Origin of the sequence: Microbacterium jejuense (genome assembly GCF_019511665.1) — a bacterium.
Lineage (GTDB): Bacteria > Actinomycetota > Actinomycetes > Actinomycetales > Microbacteriaceae > Microbacterium > Microbacterium jejuense_A.
In genome coordinates this window covers 247,334-260,061 of record NZ_JAEUAW010000005.1, presented here as the reverse complement: position 1 = coordinate 260,061, position 12,728 = coordinate 247,334, and the positions used below count along the sequence as shown (strand labels likewise).

The window sequence follows — 12,728 nt, the reverse complement described above, 5'->3', positions numbered from 1 at the left end:
GTCCGAGTCGGAGCGCGTCCACCGTCCGGCGTCACCGCGGGGCGGGACCGCCGAGGGCGACGTCGGCGTAGGCGCCGGCGCGCATCGCCTCGAGGGCGTGCGCGACCGCACGTCGTCGGGCCATCTCGGCGTGGTCGACGGCGGGACGGCGGGGGCGGGCGACCGCCCGCGCCGTCGCCGCGAGCTGCAGCATCCCGCGGCGGATCCCGCCGAGCAGGGCGCGCAGCGCGGCGCCCTGCTCGGCCATCGCCGCCGGAGTGGCGTACACGGTGGTCATGCCGCCACCTCGGCGGACGGCATCCCCTCGTCCGCGGTGCGCGGGCCGAACTCGGCCACGACCTCCGACACGACGTCCGCCGGGAAGCCGCCCCGGCGCGCGTGCTCGCGCACGGTCTCGGGGTCGTCGGTGCGGTGGATGCAGTAGAGCTTGTCGCCGGCGACGTAGGTCGTCACCCACTCGTACGAGACCCCGAGCGACTCGACGGCCCGGTTGGAGGTCCGGGCGATCTCGACGAGGTCGTCGTGGCTCAGCTGCGAGGCGCCGGGGACGTTGCGTTCGATGATGAAGGTGTTCATGGTCTTCCGATCTGTGAGGCACCCGGGCTTTCCGGGATGTCTCCATCGTCGAGACCGCGCCGCAGCCTGACATCGGGAGCGGCTCCCCATGTTTGCGGACGGACCTCCCCTGGCGGGTCAGGCCGGCGTGAAGATGGTGAGCGCTCCCGGCGCCACGTCGACCGTGAGCGGCAGCGCGCCGATCGGATCGCCGTCGGCGTACGCGGTGACCCCGGGGGATGAGAGCCGCACCGACCGCGCGCGCGTGATCGAGACCTCGGGCACGCGCGCGTGCGTGCCGCGGTACACCTTCGGCAGCAGGCCGAGCAGCCGCAGCCGGCCCGCCGGGCGCACCAGCACGAGATCGAGGAGTCCGTCGGCGGGGTCGGCGTCGGGGGCGATCGGGATGCCGCCCCCATAGGTCCGCCCGTTGCCCACGGTCGCCATCACGAGGTCGTCGTGCACCTCGCCTCGCGTGCCGTCGGCGCCCTCGTACGCGATGTCGTAGGGGATCCCGGCCAGCGTCAGGAACTCCACCAGGATCGCGATGTTGTAGCGCGACCCGCCGCGCGGCCACCGCATGGCGTTGGCGCGGTCGTTGACCTTCGAGTCGAAGCCGCTCGCGAGCACCGACCCGAAGAACCGGGTCGAGCCGTCGTCGCGCGTCACGCGGGCGAGGTCGATCGTACGGGTGACGCCGGCCGCGATCGCGTCGGCGGCGGCCACGACGTCGAGTTCGCGCAGCCCGAGCGTCGCCGCGAAGTCGTTGCCGGTGCCCGCGGGGACGATGCCGAGTGGGATGCCGGTCCCGGCGAGCTCCTGCAGCGCGAGGTTGACGGTGCCGTCGCCGCCGGCCACCGCCACAGCGTCGACGCCGACCTCGAGTGCCGCACGCAGCAGCTCGGATGATTCGGCCGCGCTCCCGCCGCTCAGGATCGACGTCTGCACGCCGTGCGCGCGCAGACGCTCGGTGGCATGTGTCGCGGCGCCCGTGTGAGCCCCGGACCGTGCCGCCGGGTTGACCAGCAGCGCGACCCTCACGCGGGAGCTCCGGGTCCGGCCTCCGTCAGGGCGTCGATCGCGATCAGCGCGCCGGGGTTCATGATCCCGTTCGGGTCGAGCGTCGCCTTGACGGCCCGCAGCACCGCGACCCCGAGCGGCCCGATCTCGAACTCGAGGTAGGCGCGATGGTCGCGCCCGACCGCATGGTGGTGCGTGATGGTGCCGTGGGATTCGCCGATCGCCCGGGAGGCGGCATCCTTCGCTCCCGCCCATTGCCCCTGCGGGTCGTCGGTCAATGCGGCGACCACCGTGAAGTACAGCGAGGCGCCCGCGGGATAGACGTGCGAGATGTGGCACATCACGATCGGCTTCGTCCCGGCGGCCGTGAGGCTCGCGCTGAGCGCCTCGGTCACCGCGCGCTTGAGGGCCGGCAGCTGCGCCCACGTCGTGGCCGTCTCGAGGGTCTCGGCGAGGACGCCGACGTCCATCAGGGTGTCGCGCAGGCCGGGGGAGGCGAAGCGGCCCCGCTCCCACGAGCGGGCCGGGTCCTCGCCCCGGGACTTCGCGCCGTGGGCCGAGAACACGGTGTCGAGGGCGTCACGGGTGGACTCGGCATCGGAGGCGTTCGCGCCCTCGAAGGTCGCGACGGCCAGGCAGCCGCGAAGGCGGGTGAGATGGCCGCCCAGCGTCGCGTTCACGCGGGTCTCGGTCTCGTCGCTCAGCCGCAGGACGGTCGGGCGGATGCCGCGCTGCGTCGCCTCGCGGAACGCCGCCGCTCCCGACGCGAAGTCGGGGAACGTCCAGGCTCGGTACGCCGTGGCTGCCGGGACCGGCCGGATGCGGACGGTCACCTCGGTGAGCACGCCGAACGCCCCCTCCGAGCCGAGGAACAGCTCGCGCAGGTCGGGACCCGCGGCGCTCGCCGGCGCGCGACCGAGGTCGAGGTCGCCGCGCGGCGTCGCGACACGCAGCGCGTGCACGAGGTCGTCGAAGCGCCCGTAGCCGCGCGAGGCCTGACCGCTCGACCGCGTCGCGGCGAAGCCGCCGAGCGAGGCGTACACGAAGCTCTGCGGGAAGTGGCCCAGCGTGTAGCCGCGGGCACCGAGCAGCTCCTCGGCCTGTGGGCCCGTCGTGCCCGCGCCGAACGTCGCGAGCAGCGAGACCTCGTCGAGCGCACGCAGCGACGCCGTGCGACGCAGGTCGAGGGCGATCACGGCGCGGTGCGCGCCCGGCACCGGATCGACGCCCCCGACGACGGACGTCCCGCCGCCGAACGGCACGACCGCGATCGAGCGGTCGTCGCACACGCGCAGCACCCCCGCGACCTCGGCGTGATCGGCGGGCGAGACGACGGCGTCGGGCGCGGCCTGCGGGTCGTCCAGACGCCGCCGCAGCAGGTCGGGCGTGCTCTTGCCTCCGAGGTGCAGCGCGCGCACGTCGTCGTCGCGCGTGGCGTTGCCGGCACCCACGACGTCGGTGAGCGCGACGAGGTCCTCGTCGCCGAGGTGCGAGGGCGTCAGCGCCGGGCGAGCGCGCCGCGGCACGGGGTGCGCCTTGCCGGGCACGACCGTGGCGACGATCGCGCGGGCGGCGGCGGGCAGCCGGGCCGGTTCGGGATCCCACGCGTCCCACGGTCCCCGCTCGCGGGGTGCGGGCGTCGCGGGCAGGGCGTCGGGGGCGGGCGTCGTCGGCACCCGGCCAGTATCGCACCGGCGGGGGTGCGCGCCGTCGGTGCGTCGGCGGGCGCTCGCCGTCGGTGCGTCGGCGTCGAACCCGCACGCGGAGGTTCACACACCACGCGGAGGTTGAGACACCAGGTCCGGTGTGGTGTGTCAGGCCGATCGTGGTTTCTCGATCGAGCGGGCCACGGGGTGCGGCATCATGAAGACGTGACCCGCATCCTCGGACGGACACCGCAGTCCTCGGCACTGTCGGCCGCGCGACGCACGCGCGAGCTCGACGCACTGGCGGACGCCGGCGAGGTGGATGTGCTCGTCATCGGCGGGGGCATCACGGGGGCGGGGATCGCGCTGGATGCCGCCGCCCGCGGCCTGCGGACGGTCCTGGTCGAGCGCCACGATCTCGCCCACGGCACGAGCCGGTTCAGCTCCAAGCTCGTGCACGGCGGCCTGCGCTACCTGGCGTCGCGGCAGATCGGGATCGCCCGCGAGAGCGCCGCCGAACGGCACATCCTGCTCACGCGCACCGCGCCGCATCTCACGCGGGCGCTCGCGCAGATCGTGCCGCTGTACGACCCGGGAGCGCTCGCCAAGGGCGCGTACATCGGGTTCGGCTACGAGCTCGGCGACGGCCTGCGCCGCGCGGTCGGCACGTCCGGCTCGGTGCTGCACAGTCCTGGTGTCGTCGGGCCCGAGACCGCACGGCGGCTCGCGCCCGCGCTGCGCGGCACCCACCTGCGCGGCGCGGTGCGGGGCTGGGACGGCCAGCTCGTCGACGACGCCCGGCTGGTCGTGGCGGTGGCGCGCACCGCCGCCGGGTATGGGGCATCCATCCTCACGCGCGTCGAGGCGGTCTCGGTGGACGGACACGGCGCGCGACTGCACGACCTGGTCACCGGTCACACCCTCGGGGTGCAGGCGCGCGCCGTGGTCAACGCGACGGGCGTGTGGGCGGGGGAGCTCGATCCCGACGTGCGGCTGCGACCGAGCCGTGGCACGCACCTGGTCGTGCCGACCGAGCGCCTCGGCGGCTCGGACGTGTCGCTCACGGTGCCGATCCCGGGCTCGTCGAGCAGGTTCGTGTTCACGCTGCCCGCCGTCCACGGCCGCACCTACATCGGCCTGACCGACGTGCCCGTCGACGGGCCCATGCCCGACGTCGTCGAAGCGAGCGCCGACGAGATCGACCACCTGCTCGCCGTGGTGAACACGGTGCTGGCCTCTCCTCTCACGCGTGACGACGTGCTCGCCACCTACGCGGGGCTGCGGCCCCTCCTGGCTGCCGCACACGACGACGAGACGAGCGACCTGTCGCGCCGGCACGAGATCCTGGAATCCGGGTCGGGCGTGCTGAGCGTGGTCGGGGGCAAGCTCACCACCTACCGCCGCATGGCGGAGGACGCGGTCGACGCCGTCATCCGCCGTGACCCCGCCTTCCCCTCCCATCCGTCGCCCACGCGGACGCTTCCGCTGATCGGCGCGTGGCCGCGCCCCCGGCTCGGAGAGATCGACGCCGCGCCGCGCCTGGTGCGCCGCTACGGCGCCGAGGCGCCCTACGTGGCGGCACTGGCCGACGGCCCGTGGGCCGTCCGCGGCGTCACGGCCCAAGAGCTGGAGTGGGGCGTCCGCGCCGAGGGCGCACTGAGCGTCGACGACCTGCTCGACCGCCGCACGCGGCTCGGTCTGGTGCCCGCCGACCGCGAGGCGTCGAGGGATGCCGCCGCCGCCGCGTTCGCCCGGGCCCGGGTCGACCCGCTCCAGGTGTGAGCGACGCGGGCACGACCACGGGTTCTCCGCCGGCACGACGCGACGGGCATTCCCTCACGGCGCGCCGGCGAAGGCCGGGTGTTCCGGTGCTACTTCCTCCCGTGTCCCACGGGTGCCCCGAACGAGAACGATCCGTCGACCGCCGCCCAGGCGCCGCTCGTCTCGTCCATGATCTCGACGCTCGACCAGGTGCCCGCCGTGAGCATGGCCTTCTGACCGTTCGGGCAATCGAGAACCGACGCGGCGTCCGGCGTCGACAGCGTCAGCGAGCCGACGAGCTGGCCGTTCTTGTTGGCGGTGAACTCGCCGCTCTGCGACACCTCGGCGTCGACCGTCGTCTTCTTCGGGTCGGCCGGGTTCGAACCGCCGTTGTTGATGCACTGATACACCGCCATGAGGTGCGCCGTGGCCGTGACCGTCTCGACGGAGCCCGACTCCAGGCCGGCCTCCTTGAACGACACGACGAGACTCGTCCCGTTCAGCGACGCGCCGGTGTGGTGGTCGATGAAATGGGCGTTGCCTGCGAACGCGGGCGACGCGGCGAGCAGGACGGCCCCTGTGGCGGCTGCCAGGGCGATCGCGATGCGCTTGATGGACATTTCTTCCTCCCCGGGGTTCGCGGGTCGGTGTGTTGCGGCAGTCCCCGGTGAGCGCAGTGGCGAACCCCTGCGATTGTAGAGCCGGCGGCCTGCGGGCTGATACGGGTGGTTCTCCCTAAGGCGTTTGGCAGGAAAGCGCGCGGGAACGGCCGAGGCAGCCGACGCGGACGTCGGATGCCGCCGCCACACTTGAGCGGTGACCTCGACGCATCCGCACGGCAGCCTCGGCATCGTGCAGGGAACCGCCCTGTACATCGCATCGGTGCTCGGCACCGGACTGCTCGTGCTGCCCGGGCTGGCGGCAGACGTCGCGGGACCGGCATCCATCGTCGCCGTGGTCGCCGTGATCGTCCTGTCGGTGCCGCTCGCCGGCACGTTCGCCGCGCTCGCCGCCCGCTACCCCGATCCGGGCGGGGTCGCCAGCTACGTGCGTCGCGCCCTAGGACCGACGGCGGCGCGCGCGACCGGCTACTGGTTCTTCTTCGGCGTCGGCGCGGGGTTCCCCGTGCTCGCCATCCTCGGCGGCGAGTACCTGACCGCGATCCTGCACCTCGACAGATCGGCGGTCGCGCTGCTCGCGATCGTCATCGTGCTGCCGCCGTTCGCGATCAACCTCCTCGGCGTCCGCGTCGCGGGATGGGTGCAGTTCGTGCTCACCGGGCTCCTCGTCGCGATCGTCGTGCTGCTCGTGAGCGCCGCGTTCCCGGCGACGGAGGCGTCGAGGTTCGAGCCGTTCCTGCCGCACGGGTGGGCAGGGGTCGGCACGGCCATCAGCCTGTTCGTGTGGGCGTTCGCCGGGTGGGAGGTCGGCACCCACATCTCGGGGGAGTTCCGCGATCCGCGGCGGATCATCCCGATCGCCACCGCGATCGCGCTGGTCGTCACCGGACTGGCCTACCTTCTCCTTCAGATCGTGACGGTCGGCGTGCTCGGCGACCGCGCCGGCGAAGGGGCGGTGCCCCTTCTCGCGCTCGCGGACGCGGTCGCCCCCGGTGTCGGGCGCACCGCCGTCGGGGTCGTGGCAGCGATCGTCGTCCTCGGGGTGCTGAACTCCTACCTCGCGGCCTTCGGCAAGCTCGGCGCCTCGCTCGCCGCCAACCGCGATCTGCCGCGCGTTCTGGCTCCCGGCGCCGAGGCCGGCGGCATCCCCCGGCGCGCCCTGCTGCTGTTCTTCGTCATCGCGATGTCGTACCTGGCGATCGCACTGGCCACCGGCGGCCAGGTTCAGACGTTCATCCTCATCCACACCAGCAACATGGTGTCGATCTACGCCGTGGGCATGATCGCCGCGACGCTCATCCTGCCGCGATTCACCGCCGGCTGGTTCATGGCGGCCGTCGCGGCGGTGCTGTCGGTCGGGCTGCTGTTCCTCGCCGGCGCCAACCTGCTGCCCGCTGCCGCGCTCGCCCTCGCGGCGATCGTCGTCACGGTGTGGCGGAGGCTCCGGCGCACGCCGCGTGCCGACGGTGAGGCCCGACATGCCGCGCCGGAGGCGCAAGGTGCGGGGGCCGACGCGGCGGTGGTCGCATCGGCCGTCTCGGAGGCGCCGGGCCGGACGTCGGGGTGAAGACGACGTCGGCCCTGGCCTGACGCGATCCGGCCCCGGGCTCCTCAGCGAGCGCTGGGCGTCCGGGGCCGGATCGACGTCGTCATCGGGTCACGAGACCGTCAGAGCCTCCTGGAGGATGGCGGCCTGCTCGGCGGCGTGCACCTTGGGCGAACCCGTCGCGGTCGACGCCGCAGAGGCGCGCGAGATGCGGCTGATGGTCCGGCCGTTCAGGTGCTTGACGACCTCCAGTGCGATGAAGGGCCACGCGCCCTGGTTCTCGGGCTCGTCCTGCACCCACACCAGCTCGGCGTTCGGGTACGAGTCGATGACCGCGTTGAGCTCGTCGATCGGAGCCGGGTAGTACTGCTCGAGCCGGACGAGCGCGACGGCCGGGTTCGGGTTCTTGTCGAGCTCGGCGCGCAGATCCCAGTGGATCTTGCCGGCGTGCAGCAGCACGCGCTTGACGGCCGACTTGTCGACGCCGCGGTCGTCGTCGAGCACCGGCTCGAACCGGCCGGTGAGGAAGTCCTCGACCGGGCTGGTCGCACCGCGCAGACGCAGCATTGCCTTCGGCGTGAAGACGACCAGCGGGCGACGCGGGCGCGCATAGGCCTGACGACGCAGCAGATGGAAGTACGACGCCGGGGTCGACGGGCGCGCCACGGTCATGTTCTCTTGCGCGCACAGCTGCAGGTAGCGCTCGATGCGCGCCGACGAGTGGTCGGGACCCTGGCCCTCGTAGCCGTGGGGGAGCAGCAGCACGACGCTCGACTGCTGGCCCCACTTCTGGTCGGCCGACGAGATGAACTCGTCGATCACCGACTGCGCGCCGTTGGCGAAGTCGCCGAACTGCGCCTCCCACAGCACGAGCGAGTCGGCGCGCTCGACCGAGTAGCCGTACTCGAACGCCATCGCCGCGTACTCGCTCAGCAGCGAGTCGTAGACGTAGAACTTGCCCTGGTCGTCCGCGAGGTTCGTGAGCGGGATCCACTCCTGGCCGTTCGCGCGGTCGTGCAGCACGGCGTGACGCTGCACGAACGTGCCGCGGCGCGAGTCCTGACCGGCCAGGCGCACGTTGGTCTTCTCGAGCAGCAGCGAGCCGAAGGCGAGCAGCTCGCCGAAGCCCCAGTCGATCGAGCCGTTGCGGCTCATGTCGAGGCGCTTCTCGAGCAGCTGCTGCAGCTTCGCGTGGACCGTGAAGCCCTCGGGCTTGTTCACGAACGTGTCGCCGATGAGGTTGATCGCGTCGCGCGAGACACCCGTCGTCTCGGGCTGGCCGCTGGCCGGCTCCGCGGCGGCGGCATCCGGCACGACGACCGGCGACGAGCCGGTCTCGGCCGCGTGGGTCTCGGCGAAGGCGATCTCGAGGCGGTTCTGGAAGTCCTGCTTCGCCTTCTCGTACTCCTCCTCGGTGATGTCACCGCGACCGACCAGGGCCTCCGTGTACAGGCGGCGCACCGAGCGCTTGGCCTCGATGAGGTTCGTCATCAGCGGCTGCGTCATCGACGGGTCGTCGCCCTCGTTGTGGCCGCGGCGGCGGTAGCAGACGAGGTCGACGACGACATCGCGGTGGAACCGCTCGCGGTACGCGAACGCCAGCTGCGCCACGCGGGTGACGGCCTCGGGGTCGTCGCCGTTCACGTGGAAGATCGGCGCCTGGATCGTCTTGGCGACGTCGGTCGCGTACACCGACGTGCGCGCGTCCGTCGGTGTCGTCGTGAAGCCGACCTGGTTGTTCACCACGATGTGCACGGTGCCGCCGGTGCGGTAGCCGCGCAGCTGCGACATCTGCAGCGTCTCGACGACGACACCCTGCCCCGCGAACGCGGCATCGCCGTGCACGAGGATGGGCAGCCACGTGAAGCTGCCGATGGGCTTGCGGTCCTGCTTCGCGCGGACGATGCCCTCCAGCACGCCGTCGACCGTCTCGAGGTGGGACGGGTTGGCGGCGAGGTAGACCGGGAGCTCGGACTCGTTGTCGGCGACGAAGGTGCCCTCGGTGCCGAGGTGATACTTCACGTCTCCCGAGCCGCTCTTCGAGCCGATCGCGACGGAGCCCTCGAACTCCCGGAAGATCTGACTGTACGTCTTTCCGGCGATGTTCGTCAGCACGTTCAGGCGACCGCGGTGGGCCATGCCGATCGCGGCCCCGTCGAGGCCCGCCTCGGCGGCGCCCTGCAGGATCTCGTCGAGGAGGGGGATGAGCGACTCGCCACCCTCGAGGCTGAAGCGCTTCTGGCCGACGTACTTCGTCTGCAGGAACGTCTCGAACGCCTCGGCCTGGTTCAGCTTGTCGAGGATGCGCAGCTGCTCGTCGTGGCCGGGCTTCTGGTACTTGACCTCGACGTTCTCCTGGAACCAGGCACGCTGGGCGGGGTCCTGGATGTGCATGTACTCGATGCCGATGGTGCGGCAGTACGAGTCGCGCAGCACGCCGAGGATGTCGCGCAGCTTCATCTGGCGCTTGCCGCCGAAGCCGCCCGTCACGAACTCGCGGTCGAGGTCCCAGAACGTGAGGCCGTGGCTCTCGATCTCGAGGTCGGGGTGTGTGCGCTGCACGTACTCGAGCGGGTCGATGTCGGCCATGAGGTGGCCGCGCACGCGGAAGGAGTTGATGAGCTCCTGCACGCGCGCCTGCTTGTCGACGCGCTCGGCGAGGTCGACGTTGATGTCGGCGGCCCAGTGGATCGGCGCGTAGGGGATGCGCAGGGCGGCGAAGATGTCTTCGTAGAACCCGCGCTGGCCGATGAGCAGCTCGTGCACCTTCTTGAGGAACTCGCCCGACCCGGCGCCCTGGATGACGCGGTGGTCGTACGTGCTCGTGAGGGTGATCGTCTTGCCGATCGCCAGCTCGTTGAGCGTCTTGTCGCTCGCGCCCTGGAACTCTGCCGGGTACTCGAGGGCACCGGCGCCCACGATGCAGCCCTGGCCCTTCATGAGGCGCGGCACCGAGTGCACGGTGCCGATGCCGCCGGGGTTGGTGAGCGACAGCGTCGTGCCCTGGAAGTCCGCCGCGGTCAGCTTGTTGTTGCGGGCGCGGGTGATGAGGTCCTCGTACGTCGTGAGGTACTCGTTGAACGTCAGCTGCTCGGCGCGCTTGATGCTCGGCACGAGCAGGGCGCGGGTGCCGTCGGGCTTGGGCAGGTCGATCGCGATGCCCAGGTTGACGTGCGCGGGGGCGACCACCGAGGGCTTGCCGTCGATCTCCGCGTAGAAGACGTTCTGGCTCGGGAACTCCTTGAGCGCCTGGATGAGCGCCCAGCCGATGAGGTGCGTGAAGCTCACCTTGCCGCCGCGCGTGCGCGCCATGTGGTTGTTGATGACGATGCGGTTGTCGATCATCAGCTTCGCCGGCACGGTGCGCACGCTTGTCGCGGTGGGCACCGTGAGCGACTCGTCCATGTTCGCCGCGAGGGTCTTCGGCATGCCCTTGAGGGTCGTGACGACGTCGGCCTCGGGGGCAGGCGAGTCGGCTGACGAGGGCTGCACCTTGGGCGCCTGTGCCGGGATCGGCTGCGGCGCCGCCGGACGGGCGGTGGTGCGGGCCACCGGCTGCGAGCCGATCACGGGGATCGGGGCGGTCACCGGTCGGGGCTCGGCGTTCGCGGGCAGCGTCGTCGGGGGCGCCTCCGACACCGCCGCGGCGGGCGGAGCCGCCGTCGCGGCGGGAGCCGCCGTCGCCGTGCCGTCGGCCGGGTGGTAGGCCTCGAGGACGGGCCACCACGCCTTGTCGACGGAGTTCCGGTCGATCTTGAACTGCTCGTACAGCTCCTCGACGAGCCACTCGTTGGCTCCGAACTCTCCTTCGTTCGAAACCCCGACGCCCGTCACCTGGCTCGACACGCTGAATCGCCTGCTTTCATCGGTGAAGTTGTGGGTAGCGCGCAGGCTGCTGACGCCTGGACACGCATCGGTTAAGCCTAGCCCAGTCCACGCGCACCGTCCCGGCCAACGGGTGGCGCGAAGCTGAAAGATGGCGCATCATTCGCTCCACAGCAACTGTCACTACCCTTGGCAGTCATGGAGTTCTACGGCGAAACCCCCGATGTCGACCTGACGTACTCGGATGTCTTCCTCGTGCCGCGCCGCTCGGCGATCACGAGCCGTCTCGACGTCGACCTGGCGCCGGGCGACGGCACGACCGCCACGCTGCCGCTCGTCTCGGCGAACATGAACTCCGTGACCGGTGCCCGCCTGGCGGCGACCCTCGCGCGGCGCGGCGGCCTGGGCGTGCTGCCGCAGGACATGCCGCTGCAGGAGCTCGACGCGGCGATCCGGTGGGTCAAGGCGCAGCCCGTGCAGTGGGACACTCCGCTCGTGCTCCCGCCCGACGCGACCGTCGCCGATGCTGCGCGCCTGCTGCCCCCGACCGACGGGCACGGCATCGTCGTGGCCGACGCCCATGCCGGCGCCGGCAGCGCCGGCCGCGTCGACGCCGACGACATCCTCGGCGTGGTGCCGGCCACGCGCCTGGGCACCGCTCTGCCGGATGCGCGCCTGGGCGATCTGGCACGCGGCCGCGCGGCGTCCGTCGACGCCGACGACATCGAGAGCGCACGGCACGCGTTCGACGTGATCGTCGCGGCAGAGGCAGAGACGGTGTGCGTCCTGCAGCACGGTCACCTGGTCGGCACGCTGTCGCGCCGCAGCGCGCTGCGCTCGACGCTCTATCGACCCGCGGTCGACGCATCCGGACGCCTCATCGTGGCCGCCGCCGTCGGCATCAACGGCGACGTCGCCGCGAAGGCCGAGGCGCTGGCGGCCGCGGGCGTCGACGTGCTCGTCGTCGACACCGCGCACGGACACCAGGAGGGGATGCTGCGTGCCCTGCGCGCCGTGGCGGACCTCGATCTCGGCATCCCGATCGCGGCCGGCAACATCGTCAGCGCCGAGGGCGTGCACGACCTCGTGACCGCCGGCGCCACGATCCTCAAGGTCGGCGTCGGGCCGGGCGCCATGTGCACGACGCGCATGATGACCGCCGTCGGGCGCCCGCAGTTCTCGGCGGTGCTCGAGACGGCCGAAGCGGCCCGTGTCATGGGAGCCCACGTGTGGGCCGACGGCGGCGTGCGCTACCCGCGTGATGTCGCCCTCGCGCTCGCGGCCGGTGCCGCATCGGTCATGATCGGCTCGTGGTTCGCCGGCACGATCGAGGCGCCGGGCGAACTGCAGCTGGACGAGTCGGGTCGTGCGTACAAGGAATCGTGGGGCATGGCCTCGACGAAAGCCGTGCACGAGCGGTTCGGGCGCCTCGACCCGTACGAGCTGGCGCGCAAGGAGCTCTTCGCCGAAGGCATCTCGTCGTCGCGCATCTACCTCGACCCGCTGCGTCCGGGACTCGAGGACCTTCTCGACATGATCACGTCGGGCGTGCGCTCGTCGTTCACGTACGCGGGCGCGTCGACCGTCGCCGAGTTCCACGATCGTGCGCGGGTGGGCCTCCAGTCCGCCGCCGGCTACGAAGAGGGCAAGGCGCTTCCCGTCAGCTGGTGAGCGAGTGGATGCCGGGCGCCGGGCATCCACTCCTTCCGCGCTGGACCCGTCGGAGCCCGCCGCTGGCCTGCGGCCGGTGATGGC

9 protein-coding genes are annotated in these 12,728 nt (G+C 72.1%); 3 read left to right on the top strand and 6 right to left on the bottom strand.

Translation table 11 applies throughout. From position 1 onward, the window contains the following. Positions 1 to 31 precede the first annotated feature (31 nt). The 4 genes from JNB62_RS08980 to JNB62_RS08965 form a co-directional block, all read right to left on the bottom strand. Positions 32 to 277, bottom strand: a complete 246-nt coding sequence (locus JNB62_RS08980) for a hypothetical protein (RefSeq protein WP_220300522.1) — start codon at positions 275 to 277, stop codon at positions 32 to 34. After that, positions 274 to 576: a DUF4242 domain-containing protein gene (locus JNB62_RS08975; protein ID WP_220300521.1), complete on the bottom strand. Its 303-nt coding sequence runs from the start codon at positions 574 to 576 to the stop codon at positions 274 to 276. The genes JNB62_RS08980 and JNB62_RS08975 overlap by 4 nt, the downstream gene beginning before the upstream one ends. A gap of 117 nt (positions 577 to 693) precedes the next feature. Beyond that, positions 694 to 1,596, bottom strand: coding sequence for a diacylglycerol kinase (locus JNB62_RS08970; protein ID WP_220300520.1), 903 nt, complete (start codon positions 1,594 to 1,596; stop codon positions 694 to 696). After that, positions 1,593 to 3,251 (bottom strand): FAD-binding oxidoreductase, encoded by a 1,659-nt coding sequence (locus tag JNB62_RS08965; protein WP_220300519.1) that lies wholly within the window; start codon positions 3,249 to 3,251, stop codon positions 1,593 to 1,595. The genes JNB62_RS08970 and JNB62_RS08965 overlap by 4 nt, the downstream gene beginning before the upstream one ends. Before the next feature lie 195 nt (positions 3,252 to 3,446). Here JNB62_RS08965 and JNB62_RS08960 point away from each other — a divergent pair, with 195 nt between their 5' ends. Next, a complete protein-coding gene (locus JNB62_RS08960; RefSeq protein ID WP_220300518.1) occupies positions 3,447 to 5,003 on the top strand; it encodes a glycerol-3-phosphate dehydrogenase/oxidase in 1,557 nt (518 codons plus the stop codon). 89 nt (positions 5,004 to 5,092) lie between these two features. On the opposite strand, the gene JNB62_RS08955 is transcribed toward JNB62_RS08960, so the two are convergent. Further along, positions 5,093 to 5,602: a hypothetical protein gene (locus JNB62_RS08955; protein WP_220300517.1), complete on the bottom strand. Its 510-nt coding sequence runs from the start codon at positions 5,600 to 5,602 to the stop codon at positions 5,093 to 5,095. 196 nt (positions 5,603 to 5,798) lie between these two features. On the opposite strand from JNB62_RS08955, the gene JNB62_RS08950 reads away from it, so the two are divergent. After that, a complete protein-coding gene (locus JNB62_RS08950; protein ID WP_220300516.1) occupies positions 5,799 to 7,169 on the top strand; it encodes an APC family permease in 1,371 nt (456 codons plus the stop codon). 90 nt (positions 7,170 to 7,259) lie between these two features. Here JNB62_RS08950 and JNB62_RS08945 read toward each other — a convergent pair whose 3' ends face one another. Further along, a complete protein-coding gene (locus JNB62_RS08945) occupies positions 7,260 to 10,994 on the bottom strand; it encodes a multifunctional oxoglutarate decarboxylase/oxoglutarate dehydrogenase thiamine pyrophosphate-binding subunit/dihydrolipoyllysine-residue succinyltransferase subunit (RefSeq protein WP_220300515.1) in 3,735 nt (1,244 codons plus the stop codon). Between the two features lie 177 nt (positions 10,995 to 11,171). Here JNB62_RS08945 and JNB62_RS08940 point away from each other — a divergent pair, with 177 nt between their 5' ends. Next, entirely contained in the window at positions 11,172 to 12,644 is a 1,473-nt protein-coding gene (locus tag JNB62_RS08940) for a GMP reductase (RefSeq protein WP_220300514.1), read from the top strand. Positions 12,645 to 12,728 lie beyond the last annotated feature (84 nt).

What these genes read in the sequence shown, in the direction of transcription:
- JNB62_RS08980 (WP_220300522.1), bottom strand. Translation starts at nt 277, where the DNA reads ATGACCACCGTGTACGCCACTCCGGCGGCGATGGCCGAGCAGGGCGCC.
- JNB62_RS08975 (WP_220300521.1), bottom strand. Translation starts at nt 576, where the DNA reads ATGAACACCTTCATCATCGAACGCAACGTCCCCGGCGCCTCGCAGCTG.
- JNB62_RS08955 (WP_220300517.1), bottom strand. Translation starts at nt 5,602, where the DNA reads ATGTCCATCAAGCGCATCGCGATCGCCCTGGCAGCCGCCACAGGGGCC.
- JNB62_RS08940 (WP_220300514.1), top strand. Translation starts at nt 11,172, where the DNA reads ATGGAGTTCTACGGCGAAACCCCCGATGTCGACCTGACGTACTCGGAT.